The organism is Rhodococcus sp. NPDC056516, from assembly GCF_042794655.1.
GTDB lineage: Bacteria > Actinomycetota > Actinomycetes > Mycobacteriales > Mycobacteriaceae > Rhodococcus_F.
The window spans coordinates 322,527-339,609 of the sequence record NZ_JBHTTG010000008.1; the positions used below are offsets into that span (position 1 = coordinate 322,527).

General features: G+C 62.8%; 17 protein-coding genes. 10 read left to right on the forward strand and 7 right to left on the reverse strand.

Annotated features, from left to right (window positions below; all coding sequences use genetic code 11):
- Window positions 1-17: 17 nt before the first annotated feature.
- Window positions 18-3,974, forward strand: a complete 3,957-nt coding sequence (locus ACFQ6Y_RS24970) for a DNA-directed RNA polymerase subunit beta' (protein ID WP_378447188.1) — start codon at window positions 18-20, stop codon at window positions 3,972-3,974.
- 99 nt (window positions 3,975-4,073) lie between these two features.
- Here the strand turns inward: ACFQ6Y_RS24970 and ACFQ6Y_RS24975 are convergent, their stop codons facing one another.
- Window positions 4,074-4,460 (reverse strand): glyoxalase superfamily protein, encoded by a 387-nt coding sequence (locus ACFQ6Y_RS24975; protein WP_003942070.1) that lies wholly within the window; start codon window positions 4,458-4,460, stop codon window positions 4,074-4,076.
- 88 nt (window positions 4,461-4,548) lie between these two features.
- Here ACFQ6Y_RS24975 and ACFQ6Y_RS24980 point away from each other — a divergent pair, with 88 nt between their 5' ends.
- Window positions 4,549-5,556, forward strand: coding sequence for an LLM class flavin-dependent oxidoreductase (locus ACFQ6Y_RS24980; protein ID WP_378638355.1), 1,008 nt, complete (start codon window positions 4,549-4,551; stop codon window positions 5,554-5,556).
- On the opposite strand, the gene ACFQ6Y_RS24985 is transcribed toward ACFQ6Y_RS24980, so the two are convergent.
- On the reverse strand, window positions 5,553-6,050 hold the full coding sequence (locus ACFQ6Y_RS24985; RefSeq protein WP_007728426.1) for a histidine phosphatase family protein: 498 nt from the start codon (window positions 6,048-6,050) through the stop codon (window positions 5,553-5,555). The genes ACFQ6Y_RS24980 and ACFQ6Y_RS24985 overlap by 4 nt on opposite strands.
- Window positions 6,051-6,123: 73 nt before the next feature.
- On the opposite strand from ACFQ6Y_RS24985, the gene ACFQ6Y_RS24990 reads away from it, so the two are divergent.
- Window positions 6,124-6,324 (forward strand): hypothetical protein, encoded by a 201-nt coding sequence (locus tag ACFQ6Y_RS24990; protein WP_003941897.1) that lies wholly within the window; start codon window positions 6,124-6,126, stop codon window positions 6,322-6,324.
- Here ACFQ6Y_RS24990 and ACFQ6Y_RS24995 read toward each other — a convergent pair.
- Both ACFQ6Y_RS24995 and ACFQ6Y_RS25000 read right to left on the reverse strand, forming a co-directional pair.
- Window positions 6,321-7,079 carry an acyl-[acyl-carrier-protein] thioesterase gene (locus ACFQ6Y_RS24995; protein ID WP_378537653.1) on the reverse strand — a complete coding sequence of 253 codons (759 nt, stop codon included), beginning with the start codon at window positions 7,077-7,079 and terminating at the stop codon, window positions 6,321-6,323. The two genes, ACFQ6Y_RS24990 and ACFQ6Y_RS24995, sit on opposite strands and share 4 nt — an antisense overlap.
- A gap of 44 nt (window positions 7,080-7,123) precedes the next feature.
- Complete coding sequence (locus ACFQ6Y_RS25000) at window positions 7,124-8,113, reverse strand: NAD(P)-dependent alcohol dehydrogenase (protein WP_378638360.1); 990 nt, start codon at window positions 8,111-8,113, stop codon at window positions 7,124-7,126.
- 65 nt (window positions 8,114-8,178) lie between these two features.
- On the opposite strand from ACFQ6Y_RS25000, the gene ACFQ6Y_RS25005 reads away from it, so the two are divergent.
- The 7 genes from ACFQ6Y_RS25005 to ACFQ6Y_RS25035 all read left to right on the forward strand — a co-directional run bounded on the left by ACFQ6Y_RS25005 (window position 8,179) and on the right by ACFQ6Y_RS25035 (window position 14,693).
- Complete coding sequence (locus ACFQ6Y_RS25005; protein WP_378638363.1) at window positions 8,179-8,835, forward strand: TetR/AcrR family transcriptional regulator C-terminal domain-containing protein; 657 nt, start codon at window positions 8,179-8,181, stop codon at window positions 8,833-8,835.
- A gap of 96 nt (window positions 8,836-8,931) precedes the next feature.
- Window positions 8,932-9,897 (forward strand): NADPH:quinone oxidoreductase family protein, encoded by a 966-nt coding sequence (locus ACFQ6Y_RS25010; RefSeq protein WP_378548677.1) that lies wholly within the window; start codon window positions 8,932-8,934, stop codon window positions 9,895-9,897.
- Between the two features lie 88 nt (window positions 9,898-9,985).
- On the forward strand, window positions 9,986-10,456 hold the full coding sequence (locus tag ACFQ6Y_RS25015; protein ID WP_378537661.1) for a MarR family winged helix-turn-helix transcriptional regulator: 471 nt from the start codon (window positions 9,986-9,988) through the stop codon (window positions 10,454-10,456).
- Entirely contained in the window at window positions 10,453-11,985 is a 1,533-nt protein-coding gene (locus ACFQ6Y_RS25020) for a DHA2 family efflux MFS transporter permease subunit (protein ID WP_378537663.1), read from the forward strand. Before ACFQ6Y_RS25015 ends, ACFQ6Y_RS25020 begins: the two co-directional genes overlap by 4 nt.
- Window positions 11,986-12,131: 146 nt before the next feature.
- Window positions 12,132-13,226 (forward strand): LLM class flavin-dependent oxidoreductase, encoded by a 1,095-nt coding sequence (locus tag ACFQ6Y_RS25025; protein ID WP_378638366.1) that lies wholly within the window; start codon window positions 12,132-12,134, stop codon window positions 13,224-13,226.
- On the forward strand, window positions 13,213-13,686 hold the full coding sequence (locus ACFQ6Y_RS25030; RefSeq protein WP_378537665.1) for a MarR family winged helix-turn-helix transcriptional regulator: 474 nt from the start codon (window positions 13,213-13,215) through the stop codon (window positions 13,684-13,686). The genes ACFQ6Y_RS25025 and ACFQ6Y_RS25030 overlap by 14 nt, the downstream gene beginning before the upstream one ends.
- Before the next feature lie 20 nt (window positions 13,687-13,706).
- Window positions 13,707-14,693 (forward strand): pirin family protein, encoded by a 987-nt coding sequence (locus ACFQ6Y_RS25035; RefSeq protein ID WP_378638369.1) that lies wholly within the window; start codon window positions 13,707-13,709, stop codon window positions 14,691-14,693.
- Between the two features lie 40 nt (window positions 14,694-14,733).
- Here ACFQ6Y_RS25035 and ACFQ6Y_RS25040 read toward each other — a convergent pair whose 3' ends face one another.
- Genes ACFQ6Y_RS25040 through ACFQ6Y_RS25050 form a run of 3 tightly spaced genes read right to left on the reverse strand, consistent with a single transcriptional unit; the run spans window position 14,734 to window position 16,963 of the window.
- Window positions 14,734-15,261, reverse strand: coding sequence for a gamma carbonic anhydrase family protein (locus tag ACFQ6Y_RS25040; protein WP_378638372.1), 528 nt, complete (start codon window positions 15,259-15,261; stop codon window positions 14,734-14,736).
- 44 nt (window positions 15,262-15,305) lie between these two features.
- Window positions 15,306-16,166 (reverse strand): DMT family transporter, encoded by an 861-nt coding sequence (locus tag ACFQ6Y_RS25045; protein ID WP_378548689.1) that lies wholly within the window; start codon window positions 16,164-16,166, stop codon window positions 15,306-15,308.
- Window positions 16,163-16,963 (reverse strand): crotonase/enoyl-CoA hydratase family protein, encoded by an 801-nt coding sequence (locus ACFQ6Y_RS25050; RefSeq protein WP_378638375.1) that lies wholly within the window; start codon window positions 16,961-16,963, stop codon window positions 16,163-16,165. The genes ACFQ6Y_RS25045 and ACFQ6Y_RS25050 overlap by 4 nt, the downstream gene beginning before the upstream one ends.
- Between the last annotated feature and the right edge of the window lie 120 nt (window positions 16,964-17,083).

A 17,083-nucleotide genomic window follows, 5' to 3' on the forward strand; every position in this document is an offset into this window, starting at 1 on the left:
CGGGGAAAGGAAGTTACGTGCTCGACGTCAACTTCTTCGATGAACTCCGCATTGGCTTGGCCAGTGCAGAGGACATCCGCAATTGGTCCTACGGCGAGGTCAAGAAGCCGGAGACCATCAACTACCGCACGCTCAAGCCCGAGAAGGACGGCCTCTTCTGCGAGAAGATCTTCGGCCCCACCCGGGACTGGGAGTGCTACTGCGGTAAGTACAAGCGTGTCCGCTTCAAGGGCATCATCTGTGAGCGCTGTGGCGTCGAGGTCACTCGCGCCAAGGTTCGTCGTGAGCGTATGGGTCACATCGAACTGGCCGCACCGGTCACGCACATCTGGTACTTCAAGGGTGTTCCGAGCCGTCTCGGTTACCTGCTCGACCTGGCTCCGAAGGATCTCGAAAAGATCATCTACTTCGCTGCCTACGTCATCGTCGGCGTCGACGAGGAGCTCCGTCACAACGAGCTGTCCACCCTCGAAGCCGAGATGCAGGTCGAGAAGAAGACCGTCGCAGATCAGCGCGACGCCGATCTGGAGGCACGTGCGCAGAAGCTCGAAGCCGACATCGCGGAGCTCGAGGCAGAGGGCGCGAAGTCCGATGTCCGCCGCAAGGTCAAGGACGGCGGCGAGCGCGAAATGCGTCAGCTCCGTGACCGCGCGCAGCGTGAGCTGGATCGTCTCGACGAGATCTGGACCACCTTCACCAAGCTGAGCGTCAAGCAGCTCATCATCGACGAGCTGCTGTACCGCGAGCTGGTCGACCGTTACGGCGAGTACTTCACGGGTGCGATGGGCGCAGAGTCCATCCAGATCCTGATGCAGAACTTCGACCTCGACGCCGAGGCAGAGTCTCTTCGCGAGACCATCCGCAGCGGCAAGGGCCAGAAGAAGCTGCGTGCTCTCAAGCGCCTCAAGGTGGTTGCGGCTTTCCAGACCAACGGCAACTCGCCGATGGGCATGGTCCTCAACGCTGTTCCGGTGATCCCGCCGGAGCTTCGCCCGATGGTTCAGCTCGACGGTGGACGTTTCGCGACGTCCGACCTCAACGACCTGTACCGCCGCGTCATCAACCGCAACAACCGCCTCAAGCGACTGATCGACCTCGGTGCTCCCGAGATCATCGTCAACAACGAGAAGCGGATGCTGCAGGAGTCGGTCGACGCCCTGTTCGACAACGGTCGTCGTGGACGTCCGGTCACCGGACCGGGTAACCGCCCGCTGAAGTCCCTGAGCGATCTGCTCAAGGGCAAGCAGGGACGTTTCCGTCAGAACCTGCTCGGTAAGCGCGTCGACTACTCGGGTCGTTCCGTGATCGTCGTCGGTCCTCAGCTCAAGCTGCACCAGTGTGGTCTGCCCAAGCTGATGGCTCTCGAGCTGTTCAAGCCGTTCGTGATGAAGCGTCTGGTCGATCTGAACCACGCGCAGAACATCAAGTCGGCAAAGCGCATGGTCGAGCGCAAGCGCGTCCAGGTGTGGGACGTCCTCGAAGAGGTCATCGCCGAGCACCCGGTGCTGCTCAACCGTGCACCTACGCTGCACCGTCTGGGTATCCAGGCATTCGAGCCGCAGCTCGTCGAGGGTAAGGCCATTCAGCTCCACCCGCTGGTGTGTGAGGCCTTCAACGCCGACTTCGACGGTGACCAGATGGCTGTTCACCTCCCGCTGTCGGCAGAGGCTCAGGCCGAGGCACGCATCCTGATGCTGTCCTCGAACAACATCCTCTCGCCTGCTTCGGGTCGCCCGCTCGCCATGCCGCGTCTGGACATGGTCACGGGTCTGTTCCACCTCACCCGTCTCGACGAGGGTGTCACCGGTGAGCTCATTGCTCCGACCAACGACGAGGCAGAGCAGGGCGTGTACTCCTCGCCCGCCGAGGCTCAGATGGCGGTCGACCGCGGTGCTCTCTCGGTGCAGGCTCAGATCAAGGTGCGTCTGACGCAGCAGCGTCCGCCGCGCGACCTCGAGAACGAACTGTTCCCCGAGGGCTGGAACTACGGTGACGGCTGGACCGCCACCACGACACTCGGCCGTGTGCTCTTCAACGAGCTGCTTCCGGCGGACTACCCGTTCGTCAACGAGCAGATGCCGAAGAAGCGCCAGGCGACGATCATCAACGATCTCGCCGAGCGGTACCCGATGATCGTGGTTGCACAGACCGTCGACAAGCTCAAGGACGTCGGGTTCTACTGGGCCACCCGTTCGGGTGTCACGGTCTCGATTTCCGACGTGCTCGTGCCGCCGGAGAAGCCCGCCATCATCGAGGACTTCGAGGCTCAGGCCGACAAGATCGAGAAGCAGTACCAGCGTGGTGCTTTGGACAAGAAGGAGCGCAACAGCGCTCTGGTCACCATTTGGCAGGAAGCGACCGACAAGGTCGGCAAGGCCATGGAGGCTCACTTCCCCGACAGCAACCCGATCCCGATGATCGTGAAGTCCGGCGCAGCCGGCAACATGACTCAGGTTCGCTCGCTCGCCGGTATGAAGGGCTTGGTGACAAACCCGAAGGGTGAGTTCATCCCGCGTCCGATCAAGTCTTCCTTCAAGGAAGGCCTGACCGTTCTCGAGTACTTCATCAACACGCACGGTGCTCGTAAGGGTCTGGCCGATACCGCACTCCGCACCGCCGACTCGGGTTACCTGACCCGTCGTCTGGTGGACGTTTCGCAGGACGTCATCGTCCGCGAGGTCGACTGTGGAACAGAGCGCGGCATCGTCACCACGATCGCCGAGAAGCAGGCCGACGGCACGATGATCCGCGATGCTCACGTGGAGACCAGCACGTACGCCCGTACCTTGGCGGCCGATGCAGTCGACGCGAACGGCACCGTCATCGTCGAGCGTGGCCACGATCTCGGTGACCCCGCGATCGATGCTCTGCTCGAGGCCGGCATCACGACGGTCAAGGTCCGCTCGGTCCTGACCTGCACCACCGGCACCGGCGTTTGTGCCACTTGCTACGGCCGCTCGATGGCCACCGGCAAGCTGGTCGACATCGGTGAGGCTGTCGGTATTGTCGCCGCTCAGTCGATCGGTGAGCCCGGTACCCAGCTGACCATGCGTACCTTCCACCAGGGTGGTGTCGCAGGAGATGACATCACCGGCGGTCTGCCGCGTGTCCAGGAGCTGTTCGAGGCACGTGTGCCCAAGGGCAAGGCTCCCATCGCGGACGTCACGGGTCGGGTACAGCTCGAAGACGGCGATCGTTTCTACAAGATCACCATCGTTCCGGACGACGGCGGCGAAGAGGTTGTCTACGACAAGCTCAGCAAGCGTCAGCGTCTGCGCGTCTTCAAGCACGCCGACGGTCGCGAAAGCCTCTTGGCTGACGGTGACCACGTCGAGGTCGGACAGCAGCTCATGGAAGGTGCTGCCGATCCCCACGAGGTCCTGCGAGTCATGGGTCCGCGTCAGGTTCAGATCCACTTGGTCAACGAGGTCCAGGAGGTGTACCGGAGCCAGGGTGTGTCGATCCACGACAAGCACATCGAGGTCATCGTGCGCCAGATGCTTCGTCGCGTGACGATCATCGATTCCGGTGCCACCGAGTTCCTGCCCGGTTCGCTCACCGAGCGCGCCGAGTTCGAGTCGGCAAACCGCCGCGTTGTCGCCGAGGGTGGCGAGCCCGCAGCCGGCCGTCCGGTGCTCATGGGTATCACGAAGGCGTCGCTCGCGACGGATTCGTGGCTGTCCGCGGCATCGTTCCAGGAGACCACTCGTGTCTTGACCGACGCGGCTATCAACTGCCGCTCGGACAAGCTGATCGGTCTGAAGGAAAATGTCATCATCGGCAAGCTGATCCCTGCCGGTACCGGTATCAACCGTTACCGCAACATCCAGGTTCAGCCCACCGAAGAGGCACGCGCCGCTGCTTACGCAGTGCCGTCGTACGACGACCAGTACTACAGCCCGGACGGCTTCGGCCAGAACACCGGTGCTGCAGTTCCGCTGGACGACTACGGCTTCAGCAACGACTACCGCTAGTCGGGTAGTCGCATGTGACGACTACCGCTAAGCGCTAGGTCGTGAGAAATCCCCCGCCTGAATCAGGCGGGGGATTTCTTCGTTTCGGAGGTGCGGTTTTCAGGAGTTACTGCCGCTGAGGTCCGGGATGACGATCTCCTGGACGGCCCACTTGTTGCCGTCGGGGTCGGCGAAGTAGATGAACCGTCCCCAGGCCTGGTCGTCGATCGGGCTGATGTCGATGCCGCGGCTCTTGAACTCGCGCTCGGCCTCTTCGATGTCTTTGACCACTACCTGCATGCCGACGACGGAACCGGGCTCGGCGTCGGTGATTCCCTTGCCGATACAGATCGAGCAGGCAGAGCCGGGTGGGGTCAACTGGACGAACCGCAGGTCCTCGCTGACCGTGTGATCGTGGTCGGCATTGAAGCCGAGACGGACGTAGAAGTCCTTGGCGCGGTCGATGTCGGTGACGGGAATGGCGACCAGTTCGAGCTTGATGTCCATGACGTGCCCTTCATGTGATGGTGAATTCCGGCGACAGGTCCAGTGTTGCGAGTATTGCGGTCAGAAACGGTCCTCGTTCGGCACCCGGATGAAACTTTCCGAATTCCTTGTTGCTCCGAGAGTGCTTCTCTCACTTCTCGACCGATCCCGAACCAGGAGCGGATACCCCGACTCCGCAGCTCTGACGCATTCGCTCGAACGCGCCACCGACGCCGACGCTCTCGGCTACCACCGGTTCTGGGTCGCCGAGCATCACGCGGTGCCGGGGATCGGGAGCGGATCGCCGGCAGTACTGCTCGCCGCGATCGGCGCACATACGCGAGATATCAGGCTCGGGAGCGGTGGGGTAATGCTGCCGAATCACCAACCGCTGATCGTCGCCGAGCAGTTCCTGATGTTGGAAGCGCTGTATCCCGGGCGAATCGATCTCGGTCTCGGCCGATCGCTGGGATTCACGGAGCCTGTTCGTCAGGCACTACGACGCAGCAAGGATGCTCCGGACACGTTTGTGTCGGACCTGGACGAGGTGAGGCGCTACCTGGACGGCTCCGCCGCAGTGACGGCACGGCCGGCGTCGCAGACCGGGGTGCCGATCTTCGTGCTGGCGACGCGCACAGGTCTGAAAGTGGCAGCGCAGCTGGGGCTTCCGGTGGTCGTGGGTGGGCCGGTACTGGGAATCGGTAGCACCGATCGGGTGGATGCGTTGGATGAGTACCGCCGAGCTTTCCAGCCCACCGACACGCACCCCGAACCCTATGTGGTGGTTTCCCTCGAGGTGGCGGTTGCCGATACCACCGAGGCGGCCCGTGAGTTGCTGATCCCGGAGGCGTACGCGCTCGCAGAATCGTCACGGACAGGGGAGTTTCCGCCGCTCGCGTCGCCGGACGAGATCAGGCGCGCCCCGCGCAGTGATCGAAACGCCAGGCGCATCGAGTCGTTCACGGCGTCGGCGCTGCACGGGACGCCCGTCGAGGTGAAGCAACAGCTTCACGATCTGGCCGAGCGAACCGGTGCCGACGAATTGCTGGCGTCCACGTCGACGTACGACCGTGACGCGCTTGCACTTTCGGACCGCCTGCTGCGTGAGGTGATCTAGCGGGGTACGTGAAACTCGAGCAGCGTCGCGACGGAGTCGTCGAGTTCGGTCCACGGCACCGGTACCGAGAGGACCGCGATCGCCGAAGTCGGGAACTTGTCCCGGATACGTTGGGCCGCTTCCGAGTTTTCGTTCGACGCCAGATCGAGGGCAGTCCACGGGATCCCGGGTTCGTGTCCGACGATCAGGAGTGTTTTGACGTGGTCCGACGTAGTGCGCGCAGCTGCGATCACGTCGGCGGGTGAGCCGCCGTAGATGGACTTCTCGAATCCGGCGGGCGCCTCGATACCCGTCGAGGCAAGGGTTTCGACGGTCCGCCGGGAGGTGGAGCACAGAACGGCGTCGACGGGCGGGACGTTCTCGCGGATCCATTCGCCGCCGATGCGGGCCTCGCGCAGGCCCCGTTCGGCGAGTGGACGCTCGTGATCTCGGATGCCCTCTGGGTAGCTGGACTTGCCGTGTCGCATGAGGACGAGGGTGCGGTGGTCGGCCATGCGTTCACGGTATCCGCTTTATGCCCGTCAGTCCGGTTACTCTGGATGGTCAGGACCTTGAAGGAGGTTTTCGATGGCCGGTAAGAAGCTTGATCGAACTAATGCCCGAACCGCACTCGAGGTGGTACGCGAAAGCCCCACCATCGCGTTCATCACCGTTGCCCCGGCAGTGGTGGTCTTCGGTGTGGTGTGGTGGCTCTTCGGTTTCTGGGCCGCGATTCTTCTCGCGTTGGTTTTCGGTGTCGCGGCAGTCGCGACCCAGAAACTGCGTTAGAGGGCGCTCACCTGCGCAACTGCGCGGAGCGCTTCGCCCACCAGGAACCAGACCGTGACGGTCTTGTCGTCGACGCGACTGCGCAGGACGACGTCGTCGCTGGAGACAATGGGGGAGAGGTACTCGATCAGCGCTCGATGCGGAACGGTACGCAGTTCTGTGCGAGCGCTGAGGACCTCTTCGACCGCTTGCCAGTAGACGGCGTTGTTGACGTGGTCGAACGGGTCGATGTCGGTGGCGCGCAGAGCGAACGGCGTGTCGAGAACACCGGCGTCGTCCACCTCCGGTGCGTTCTCGGCGAGGACACGCTTCCACTTCAGTCGATGCTCGTCGGTGGATTCTTCCAACGGCCGCATGAAGTCGTCACTCATCCGGGTGGGCATGCCCGACTCGGCGCTGATGTTGATCCAGAAGCCTTCGGTTTCCATCAGCGCGCCGTTGCTGCCGTCGAAGCGCACGCGCATGTTCGCCCATCTCGTGGAGAAGCCTGAGCACCAGCGAGTCATGGTCAACTCTTCCGGCCAGATTGCCGGCCGGACGACGTCGACGACGGTGCGACGCACTATCCAGAGCGGGTGTGTGTCGATGGCCCCCGCGGCCTCGATGTTGTCGTTGCCGATGTCCTGCAGGTAGCGGGCGACGGCGTCGAGCCTGACCTGCTTGGCGACGTCGATGTCGCCGGTGCGTACCGGGCGGGACTTGACGAAGATCGGTCCTCTGTCTGGCTGCTGCGCGAGCGTGAGATCTGGGTTCACGTGAGATTCCTGTTCGCTGGAGTGAGCCGATTCTGTCAGGCTTTTCAGCGAGTGGCGATTATCTGCTTTCCGCAGCCGGAACCGTCGACCATCCGTGCCACAGCGACGGCGGTGTCGGCAAGGGAATGAACGGAGTCGATCACCGGGGTGACGAGGCCTGCGTCGATCATCTGTGTCAGGACCTCCAGATCGTCGGCGTTCTCCGAAGCCATCAAAGACCCGAGCTTCTGAGATACGAACGGAGACAAGCATAGTGCGCGGATTTGGCGATCGATTCCGCCGAGCCACCGTCCACCGTTCTCGCCGCCCACGATGACGAGAGTTCCGGTGCGTGTGAGTGCTCGTCGTAGGTCTCGCAATCGGCGGTTGCCGCCGGTGTCGATGATGACGTCGTACCGATGCGATCCGTCGGTGGCGTCGTCGACGCGGTAGTCGAGAACCTCGTCGGCTCCGAGAGCGCGGACGGTATTGATCTTCGATGCGCTGCATACGCCGGTGACGTGCGCCCCGAGGGCTTTGGCCACTTGGACCGCATAGATTCCGACGCCACCGGATGCACCGAGGACGAGGACGGATTGCTCCGCTTCCACGTGGCCGTGATCGCGCACCGCTTGCAGTGCCGTCAAGGCGGAGACCGGTACCGCTGCCGCTTGCGCGAACGACAGCCGGGCAGGTTTTGCGGCAATCTTCGATTCGAGCGCGCACGCATATTCCGCAAAAGAACCGACTGCGATCCCGTACACCTCCTGGCCGACTGTCACGCGGGTAACCGAACTGCCGATGGCTTCGACGCGACCGCAGACGTCCAGTCCGCGTACCCGGTTCTTGGGTGCGCGCAGTCCAAATCCCGCGAGGCGCAACGGATATGGCAACCCGGCCATGAGGTGCCAGGCCCCTCTGTCGACCGACGCAGCCTCGACGCGTATCAGCACTTCGTTGTCGGCGACGGTGGGGCGCGGAATGCGATCGAGGTAGAGAACGTCGGCTTCGCCGTAGCGATCCTGCACGACGGCGGTCATCAGTTCCTGTGCCATGCGAGTCTCCGTTCGTCGAGTACTTACACCGTAAGTATGACACTTACGGTGTAAGTTCTGTCAATGTGGAGAAGGGCGCGAGATTGACCCGAGACGACGTCGTAGGCGGTGCCGTCGCACTGGCCGATTCCGTGGGGATCGACTCGATGACGATGCGCAAACTGGGGACGCAACTGGGCGTCGAGGCGATGTCTCTGTACAACCACGTGTCGGACAAGGGTGACCTGCTCGACGGAATGGTCGACGCGGTCTTCGCGGAGATCGATCTGCCGACGCCGGGACGCCCGTGGCGCACGGAACTTCACGTGCGAGCGGTATCGACAAGGGAAGTATTGGGGAGGCACCCGTGGGCAACTCCGTTGATGGAGTCCCGAACGACGCCTGGTCCCGCGACCCTGCGCCACCACGATGCCGTCATCGGAACGCTACGCGCCGCGGACTTTCCCGTCGCCCTTGCTGCGCATGCCTTTTCGATCATGGATGCGTACATCTACGGCTTCGTACTGCAAGAGGTGAGCTTGCCGTTCGAAACAGCGCAGGAAACGACGGAACTGGCGAACGCGATCATGGGATCGTTCGAGAGCGGTCAGTATCCGCACCTGGCCGAGTTGACCACCGAGCACGTGCTGGCGCCGGGATACAGCTACGCTGCCGAATTCGCTTTCGGTCTGGATCTGATTCTCGACGGACTCGAACGACTGCACATCGGGAGCGAACGATGATCTGACGTGAGTACCGGGTTAAGGTCGAGAAAAACCGGGTTACCGGTCCAGATTTCAGATGTCCCGAATTTCAGATGTCCCGAAGAGGAGCTTTCTGTGCGCGCAATGGTGGTTACGGAACTGACCGGTCCCGAAGGAATTGTCGCGCAGGAGGTTCCCGAGCCCGCAGCCGAAGGTCTGGTCCTCATCGACGTGAAGGCCAGTGGCGTCTGCTTTCCGGACCTACTGATCACCTACGGCAAGTATCAGATCCGGCCGGAACCGCCGTTCATTCCCGGAGCGGAGATATCGGGCGTCGTGGTCTCCGCGCCCGAGGGTTCGGGCTTCGCTCCGGGTGATCGTGTTCTGGCAGCCGCATATCTGGGCGGCTATGCGGAGCGGATCGCCGTCAACCCGGCGCAGGTACTTCGAATTCCGGACGGACTCGCATTCGACGAGGCGGCTTCGCTGATCATCAACTATCAGACGATGGAGTTCGCGCTCGCTCGTCGCGCAAAGATCGTCGCGGGGGAGACGGTGGTTGTGCTCGGCGCTGCGGGTGGCGTGGGAACGGCAAGCATTCAATTGGCAAAGGCGCACGGCGCCCGGGTGATCGCGGTAGTACGACGCGAGGGCGTCGAGGACTTTCTTCGCGAGCTCGGTGCCGACGAGGTTGTCGCCCTTGCCCCGGGATGGGGAGAGCGGATTCGGGAACTGACCGACGGTGTCGGCGCTCAGATCGTGGTGGATCCGGTGGGCGGCGATGCGTTCGACGACGCGGTGCGTGTTCTGGCACCCGAAGGACGGCTTGTGGTGATCGGATTTGCCGGCGGCGGTATCCCCGAGGTGAAGGTGAACCGCGTGCTGTTCCGGAACATCAGCATTGTCGGGGCGGCGTGGGGCGAATTCACACGCACCAATCCCGAAGCGGTAGCCGAGGTGCACGCATCGTTGGTCGAGCACGTCCGAAACGGCCTGCGACCCCTGGTCAAGGCACGGTATCCGCTCGCGGACGCTGCGGTTGCCCTGGCTGATCTCGAAAGCGGCAAAGTTCTCGGAAAGGCCATCTTGCTGCAGGAATGATAATTCCAACGTGATGGTGCTCACCAAATAATAAGTTGCAACATGTTTTCATTTGGGCAATAGTTGCAACCGCACTACCATTTGCCAGGTGATCGCTTCCGATTCTGATGACCTGTTTGGAGCACTCGACGAGTTGTTCACTCGCCTGATGAGCGCCGGTGATTCGGAGTCGATCGATGCGTTGATCGAACTGGATCTCTCGTTCTCTCAGGTGCGTGTGCTGTTCGTACTTGCACAACGTGATGCGGCGATCCCGATCAACGAGGTTGCCGAGGAGCTTCGGCTCTCGGTGGCAGCTACGGGACGAAACATCGACCAGCTCGTGAACATGGGCCTGGTCGATCGCCGTGAAGACGAGCGGGACCGGCGCGTCAAGCGGGTTTCCTTGTCGGAGGCCGGTCGTAAGGTGACGACCAACCACATCGAGTGCAAGCGCGGCCAGCTTCGTGATTTCGCGTCGCGTGTTCCAGAGCCAGAGCGAATTCGTTTGTTCGAGGCTCTCAAGCCCATTCTCGCGGGTGACTATCTGCGAGCACTTACCCAGGAGACTTCGCGATGACATCGCCGAACGCGCCGGCTACGGCGCCTGACAAACTCGACGGGGCGGTCCTCAAGATTGCGTCCGTGGTGGTGCTCGGCGCCATCATGTCGATTCTCGACGTAACCGTGGTGAGCGTCGCGCTCACCACCTTTGCCGAGGACTTCCAGACCTCGTACGCCACCGTTGCATGGACGATGACGGCGTACACCCTTGCCTTGGCGACGGTCATCCCGGTCACGGGTTGGGCAGCAGATCGATTCGGTACCAAGCGCCTGTACATGACGGCCCTGGTGCTGTTCGTGCTCGGTTCGGTCGCCTGTGCGATGGCGTGGGACATCACCTCGCTCATCGGCTTCCGTGTGCTCCAGGGCCTCGGCGGCGGCATGTTGATGCCGCTCGGTATGACGATCATGACCCGGGCTGCCGGTCCGGACCGCGTCGGTCGCGTCATGGCAGTTCTCGGTATCCCGATGCTGCTCGGCCCCATCGGTGGTCCGATCCTCGGTGGTTGGCTGATCGAGGCCGCGAGCTGGCACTGGATCTTCCTCATCAACCTGCCGATCGGCATCATCGCGTTGGCAGCAGCATTCATCATTCTGCCGTCCGACAAGGCAAAGCCTTCGGAGTCCTTCGACTTCCTCGGCATGATTCTGCTGTCACCCGGCCTCGCGCTGTTCTTGTTCGGTGTGTCGTCCATTCCCGAGGTGGGAACCGTTGCGTCGGCTCGGGTTCTGGTGTCGGCCGGTATCGGTCTGGCGCTGATCATCGCCTTCGTGTTCCACGCGCTCAACAAGGATCACCCGCTGATCGACCTGCATCTGTTCAAGAACCGTCAGTTGACCACCGCCGTCATCACGACGTCGCTGTTCATCGTCGCCTTCATGGGCGCCGGACTGCTCTTCCCGAGTTACTTCATTCAGGTCGGCGGTCACACCACGCTCGCTGCCGGATTGTTGATGGCTCCGCAGGGCCTCGGTGCCATGGTCACGATGCCGATTGCCGGCCGGCTGGTCGACAAGATCGGCCCGGGCAAGATCGTCCTGACCGGTTTGCCGTTGATTCTGATCGGTCTGGGTGTCTTCACACAGGTCGCCTCGGATTCGCCGACGTGGTTGCTGATGGGCGCGCTGTTCGTCATGGGCCTCGGCATGGGTTGCACCATGATGCCGTTGATGACCGCAGCCATCGTGACGCTTTCCAACGAGCAGATCGCTCGCGGTTCCACCCTGATGAACATCGTTCAGCAGACCGCAGGTTCGATCGGTACCGCTGTGATGTCGGTGGTTCTCACCAACCAGCTCCTCGATCGTGGCCTCGATACGACGATGGTCGGAGCGGCGTCGCACATTCCGACCGAGCCGGGTAGCCCGCAAGAGTCTGCGGCCGATTCGATTCTCAGCGCAGCGTCGGACGCATTCGGCAACACCTTCCTCGTTGCCACCGTGTTGATCGTCCTGACCCTCATCCCGGCGTTCTTCCTGCCGCGGAGCAAGACCACCAGGCCGGTGGCCGAGGGCGAGACGGCAGCGCCGATCGTTATGCACTGACCGGTTTCCGGTACAGAGTTTGACCAGGTGAGGGCGGCACACATCATGTGTGCCGCCCTCACCTTTTGCCGTGGAATACAGCTGGATGGTTGAATGTTTGATCAGTTACATGCAAACGCATGGATCTAGTTCGCGGAGGAGCAACCATGCAGTTCGGAATCTTCACGGTCGGCGACGTCACCACTGATCCCACGACCGGGGTCACGCCCACCGAGCACGATCGCATCAAGGCCATGACGACCATCGCCAAGCACGCAGAGGAAGTCGGTCTCGACGTCTTCGCGACCGGCGAGCATCACAACAAGCCGTTCGTTCCGTCGTCTCCGACGACGATGCTCGGATACATCGCTGCTCAGACCGAGAAGATCACGTTGTCCACGTCCACGACGCTGATCACCACCAACGACCCGGTGAAGATCGCCGAGGACTACGCGATGCTCCAGCACCTCGCCGAGGGACGCGTCGACCTGATGATGGGACGCGGAAACACCGCGCCGGTGTACCCGTGGTTCGGCAAGGACATTCGCGCCGGAATCCCGTTGGCGCTCGCGAACTATCAACTTCTTCGCAGGCTGTGGGACGAGGAGGTCGTGAACTGGCAAGGGGAGTACCGCACACCGCTGCAGGGATTCACGTCCACTCCGCGCCCGCTGGACGGCATCGCTCCGTTCGTGTGGCACGGGTCGATCCGCAGCCCCGAGATCGCGGAGATCGCGGCGTATCACGGTGACGGATTCTTCGCGAACAACATCTTCTGGCCGAAAGAGCACTACATCGAGCTGATCAATCTCTATCGCCAGCGTTACGAGCACTACGGCCACGGGTCCGCGGATCAGGCGATCGTCGGCCTCGGCGGTCAGGTCTTCATGCGCAAGAACAGTCAGGACGCGGTCAAGGAGTTCCGTCCGTATTTCGACAATGCCCCGGTGTACGGCCATGGACCTTCCCTCGAGGAGTTCACCGAGCAGACCCCGCTGACGGTCGGTTCCCCCGAACAGGTCATCGAGAAGACCTTGGCTTTTGCCGATTTCTTCGGTGACTATCAGCGCCAGCTGTTCTTGATGGATCACGCAGGACTGCCGCTCAAGACAGTGCTCGAGCAGCTCGATCTGCTCGGTGAGGAAGTTGTTCCGGTTCTGCGCCGTGAGTTCGCGGCCAGACGCCCCGCCCATGTGCCGGACAACCCGCCTACTCACGCGTCGATGAAGGCGGCTCGTGAGGCAAGCAGTGTCACTGCCTGACGCACAACAGCCAGAGGCTCCGGTCAGCACCACCGAGCTCGCCACCGACGCCTGGGAAGCCTTGTTTCGCGCCCAGGTGTCGGTGATGCGGCGGCTCTCTGCCGACGACGTCTGGGATCAGGTGTCAATGCGCGAGTACGACGTGCTGTTCACGCTCAGTCTCGCGCCGCGGAACTGTCTGCGCCTGCATGACCTGAATCGGGAGATTCTGTTGAGTCAACCGTCGCTCAGTCGCCTGGTGGAGCGGCTGGAGGGCGAAGGCTTGGTGTCCCGAAGCGTGGATCCACTCGACCGCCGCGGCACGATCGTGCAACTCACCGAAGCGGGTGCAGCGCTGCAGAAATCAGTGGGTCGCCGTCATGCGGCAAGTATTCGCCGCCATGTCGGACCGGCGTTGGACGCGGACGAACTTCGACTGTTGGCCGAATTGTGCACGCGTCTGCGTCTCGCGCAGGCATGACTAGAGGCAGGATGGACGATATGAGCAACCTCGAAGCGCAACCCGTCGAGCAGGAATGCGAAGGCCATCCGGTCGAGAGCGAGATTCAGATTCTCACCCCGCGCGACGTGCCGCTCGGCGGCCCGCGGGCAATGCGAGTACGACGCACCCTCCCACAACGCGAGCGTTCGTTGATCGGAGCGTGGTGTTTTGCCGATCACTACGGTCCGGATGACGTCGGCTCTGGTCCGGGCATGCATGTGCCGCCGCATCCGCACACTGGATTGCAAACGGTCAGTTGGCTGTTCACCGGAGAGATCGAGCACCGTGACAGCATCGGTTCCCATGCGATGGTGCGACCGGGTGAACTGAATTTGATGACGGCCGGGAGTGGGATCGCGCACTCCGAGGTGTCAACGCCGAACACCAAGGTTCTGCACGGGATGCAGTTGTGGGTGGCGCTTCCGGATGCGGCACGCGATACCGCACCCGCATTCGTTCACTACCGGCCCGAGCCGGTGACCATCGGCGGCGCCACGCTCAGTGTGTTCCTCGGTTCGCTCGCCGGTGACACATCTCCGGTGTCGACGTTCACCGAATTGTTGGGCGCCGAGGTGATTTTGGATCCTGGCGCCGAGATCGCTCTCGCCGTCGATCGTTCACATGAGCACGGCGTAATCGTCGATCAAGGATCGGTTGTGCTACGCGGAACCACCGTCGGCTGGGCCGAGTTGGGTTATCAAGCACCGGGTTTCGGCAAACTGACATTGCGCAATCCGGGATCCGAACCGGCTCGACTGCTACTTCTCGGCGGTAAACCGTTGGGAGAGCAGGTCATCATGTGGTGGAACTTCATGGGCCGCACCCACGAAGAGATCGTCGAGTATCGACGCAAGTGGCAGGCCGAGCTTGGCTCCGGATTCGACGGCAGCGTCCCGGACCAGCGTTTCGGCGTCGTGCCGGGATACGACGGTCCGGCGCTCCCGGCACCCGAGTTGCCGAACAGTACGTTGCGGCCCCGAGGCTAGTCGTTGCTCTTGCTGCTACCGGCCGCGAGCGTCGTCTCGATCAGGCCTGCTCGATGTCCTGGTGGGCCTTCGCGAGCATCAGGTAGCCGGCGCCGTTCGCGGTGATACCGGCCTTTTCGCCTTCGGAGAGTTCACGTTTGACCTTGGCGGGCACACCGGCGACCAGCGATCCGGGCGGGATCTGCATTCCCTGAGACACGACGGCACCGGCCGCGATCAGCGATCCCGAACCGATGTGCGCGCCGTTGAGCACCACGGCGCCCATGCCGACGAGCACGTCGTCTTCGACGGTGCACCCGTGCAGCACCGCGTTGTGGCCGACCGAGATTCGTTCGCCCAGTACCGCGGGGAACGTCGGGTCGGCGTGAACCGTGCAGTTGTCCTGAATGTTGGTGTCAGCACCGATGGAGATCGATTCGGCGTCGCCGCGCAGGACTGCGCCGTACCAGATGCTGGCGCCCGCAGCGATGGTCACCGCGCCGACAACGGTGGCGTTGGGTGCGATGAACGCACTTTCGTCGATCTGCGGGGTGTTACCGAGAACGGTGGCGATGATCGGGTTGGTCATGGTTCTCCTGTGCGTTGGAATGACGTGCTCTGACGGTACCTGGACTATTTCGGCGTGGACTTTCGATTCATGACAACAGTCCCGACACCCGCGGTCACCACCAGTCCGATGGCGACGAGTGTGAAGGCGTCGAGCGATTGCCCGATCACGAGAACTCCGGCCAGTGCAGCCGCAGCGGGTTCGAGGGCGATGAGGACGGCAAAGACCTTCTTGGCCAGCGAGCGTAGCGCCCACATCTCCAGGCTGTAGGGGATGACGGACGAGAGGATCGCGACGGCCGCGCCGGCGGCGAGCATCTTCGGATCCAGCAGTTCGCTTCCGCCGGAGACGAGGCCGAACGGCAGGGTCAATACTGCCGCGACGATGCTTGCGCCGGCCAAACCGTCGGCGCTCGGGAGGGTCGCAGCGAGGTGGGAACCGGCCACGATGTAGCCGGCCCACGCAGCAGCGGCGATCAACGCGAACATCACCCCGACCGGGTCCAATCCGGATTCGCCGTGATCTCCCAACCCGAGCAGCAGCACTCCGCCGAAGGCGAGCAGCACCCACGCTCCGTCGGCCCATCGACGAGACAGCACTGCGGCCAGCGTCAACGGTCCGAGGAACTCGATGGTGACAGCGGTGCCGATGGGCACCGTGTCGAGGGCGAGGTAAAAGGCACCGTTCATGACGGCCAGCGCGATACCCAACGCGAAGATGCCTTTGCGCTGCCGGTTCGACCACCTGCTCCATCTCGGGCGGACGATGACGCCGAGGATGATCGCGGCGATCGTCAGTCGCAGTGTCGTCGCTCCGGCCGGCCCGATCTGTGAGAACAGCGTCGTCGCGAATGCCGCTCCGAATTGGAGCGAAAGTATCGAGGTGAGGACTGCACCGACCGGCAGTAGCTGACTGCCGGCCTTCATTCTCCGGTGAACTCAGGACTACGACGTTCGAGCATCGCGGCGACGGCTTCGTGGTGATCGCGAGTGTGATGCGCGATCGACTGCATGGCGGCGGAGAGTTCGAGCAGGCTCTCGAGGCTTTGGTGCTGGCCTTCACGGAGCAGTTTCTTGGTCATGCGGAGTACCTGCGGGGGATTGGCTGCTACTCGCGCTGCCAAGGCGTGCGCGGCGGAGAGCAATTCTTCGGGATCGGTGACCTGCGAGATCAGCCCCCAGTCGAGTGCCTTGGTCGCGTCGATCGGTTCGCCGGTGAACGCCATCTCGGCGGCGCGGGCGTTGCCGATCGCGCGGGGGAGCAGCCAGGCTCCGCCGTCGCCGGGGATGAGTCCCACCTTGACGAAGCTCTCGGCGAAGACCGCCGCTGTCGACGCGATGCGGAGGTCGCACATGAGCGAGAGGTCGCAGCCCGCTCCGATGGCGGGGCCGTTGACGGCTGCGATGGTCGGGACCTCACACGTGTACAGAGCGAGGGGAATGCGCTGGATCCCGTGCCGGTAGCCCTGGCGGATCTCGCCGGGAGCGCCACCGAACATGCCTTCCTTGTCCCGCATGTGTTTGACGTTGCCGCCGGAGGAGAAGGCCGACCCGGCTCCGGTGAGGATCACCGCGCGCACACTCTGATCTCGGTTTACTGCGGTGACCGCGTCTTCGAGGGCCTCGATCATGTCGATCTCGGAGATCGCGTTGCGGGTGTCCGGGCGATTGAGGGTCCAGGTGACCACGTCGCCGGTTCGTGAGATGAGTACGGCGTCGCTCATGGGTGCTCCTGTTTGATCGATGGTGCAGGGTCGGTGATCGGTTCCGCTCAGTCTCTCACCACAGGATTTCGCAATAACAATCATTCGTGCTTGATTTTTATAACCTCGAGTGTGATGCTG